Origin of the sequence: Veillonella sp. R32, from assembly GCF_010093125.1 — a bacterium.
Lineage (GTDB): Bacteria > Bacillota > Negativicutes > Veillonellales > Veillonellaceae > Veillonella_A.
Genome location: NZ_NMZQ01000068.1, coordinates 1 through 2,088, shown reverse-complemented (window position 1 = coordinate 2,088; position 2,088 = coordinate 1). Strand labels below are relative to the sequence as shown.

Annotated in this window: 3 protein-coding genes; all 3 read left to right on the top strand. The window is 29.7% G+C overall.

Going from position 1 to position 2,088, the window contains the following annotated elements; translation table 11 throughout:
• A partial coding sequence (locus VER_RS10120) for a hypothetical protein (protein ID WP_162100691.1) occupies positions 1–509 on the top strand: 509 nt, incomplete at its 5' end.
• A 22-nt stretch (positions 510–531) separates the two neighbouring features.
• Positions 532–1,020, top strand: coding sequence for a hypothetical protein (locus VER_RS10115; protein ID WP_162100690.1), 489 nt, complete (start codon positions 532–534; stop codon positions 1,018–1,020).
• 607 nt (positions 1,021–1,627) lie between these two features.
• Positions 1,628–1,948, top strand: a complete 321-nt coding sequence (locus VER_RS10110) for a hypothetical protein (protein ID WP_162100689.1) — start codon at positions 1,628–1,630, stop codon at positions 1,946–1,948.
• Positions 1,949–2,088: the final 140 nt, after the last annotated feature.

The window sequence follows — 2,088 nt, the reverse complement described above, 5'->3', positions numbered from 1 at the left end:
AACAATATTCTGGTTGGGATAAGTATGATACGTATGAAAATTTAGCTAAAAAGTCTAAAACAGAGCTAGACATATATATTGAAGAAAATAGAAGCGAGATTGAGCGGCAAGTTTGGAATGAGGCGAAGTATTTAAATACAGTAATTAATTTAGAAACGATGAACGGTGATTATATTTCCGCTCAGATATCCATAGGAGAAGGTGTAAAGGCCTTTTCTATTGGATGTATTGTAGATAAAGAAGGAAATGTATATGCGGTCACGGCTTTTTCGCCTGGAGTTAGTGTTGGAATTCCTCTAAAAACCGGTGTTGGCTATTTAAGTAATCATGAAGATAATATTAAAAAGGTTATTAGTGGCTATTCTGGCTCTTTAAGTGCCGTGGCTGGAATTGGTGGTACTATAGGTGTTGGAGAGGCTAGTATTATTGCTGAATTTAATGTAGAGGCTGGAGTCGATATTTCAGGATCTATAGGGTATACATGGTATTTAGGCACATTAGTTAAGTAAATATTTTAGAAAGGAATAGAATATGTTTAAAAAGATTAAAAATTTTCTTAGGCCTTATTGGAATAGTTATATACCTATTATAAGAAATGTGTTTTTAGGATTTTTTTTATTAGTGGTAATAGGTGGCAGAGTATATAATTGGGTGTTTTCAGAAGAGGTAGAAAAACAATATGGAGAATTATCTAAGGAAATTTATAGTATAGAGATTTTTGATAAACGGATTTTGAACGTGAGAGTTGGAACAGGCAATATTGTTATTGCAAAGGAGGCAACAGCTAATATTGATATGGGAGGTAATATTGATGAGGCAATGAAAAGTCGAGAAGAAATAATAGGCTATTTCTTGCGTCATGGATGGGAGCCTGTTTCTTTACATAAGAATGATTTAACATTTAGAAATGAAAGATATGAAATTAATTTATTTGGACCTATGAGGCAGAAACCTTTAGTTGATAATCACTGGTTAGTTACAATAGGTTTTAATACAATTTTTCAAAGGCTTAGATTTTAAGGAGATTTGTATTTAATTGTTTATTTGATTATTTATGCATTAAAATAAAGCCTATAAAGGGTAAATTATATCAATAGATTTATATATGGAAAAGCTACTTATTCCTATTTGTATCTCATTTGAATATTGATAGAGTTCATTTGCAATCGACTAAATATATTCAGTTGTTAAAGAAGTAAGCTATTTTAAGTTTATCAAACCTAAGTGATAAGATAGATGTTGGAATAGGTGTGGTTATTATAGTTATTTAGATTCTAAAGGAAAAGAATCTTTTGAATGCTTTGAAGATTCTAAGCGGTGAGATTCATATGGGGAGGATGAATTTAGCTAAGTGTTTTTAAAATGGTGAAGGTATTACTATTAATTTAGAAAAAGTATATAGTTGGTATATGATTGCTTTAGAGAATGGAAATGAAGTTGTTAAGGTATATAAAAATTATATGGTAAGGTTAGTCCGAGAGAATAATTTATAAAAAACATTTATCTTAATATAGTCGTGAGAGAGGGATTTAGTTTGATATAATAAAAGTAAGTGTTATACTTAACATAAGATTAATATTTAGCAAATTAACTATTACAATTAATAACATTTGAAAGGATGATTTTAATGGACATAGTAATAAGACTTCATAAAGAACCGTTAACTGGAAAACCTTTTGATAAAGAGCATGTAACTTATTGTATAATGAAAGAAAAAGATAGTATTAATGAAGCTAGGAGGAATAAAGTTTGTGAATATCTAAAGAAAGATTTTGATAATCCAGTAATCCTTGTGTCAGATACAAGGAAGGGATATCAAGTTTTGATAAATGAAATGGAAAATGAAATTGGTTTTAGTGAAGACGATATAAGGTTAAAAGTGACTAAATATGGGGGAAGATGGATTGAAATAAGTCTCCCTTGTGATAAAAAGGTACTTAAAAGTTAAACCTTTTATTTTACTCAGTCCCCTTTGTCTGTTTTATATAGGTATGGCAAGCATATAAAATAGACAGAGGGATAATTTTATATCCCAAAGAACAGTTATAAAAGATCTTTTGTCAAATTCTGGGGCGCTAAAGAGATTAT

Excerpts from the sequence above, each read along its gene's own strand:
- VER_RS10110 (WP_162100689.1), top strand. The coding sequence starts at position 1,628 with ATGGACATAGTAATAAGACTTCATAAAGAACCGTTAACTGGAAAACCT.
- VER_RS10115 (WP_162100690.1), top strand. The coding sequence starts at position 532 with ATGTTTAAAAAGATTAAAAATTTTCTTAGGCCTTATTGGAATAGTTAT.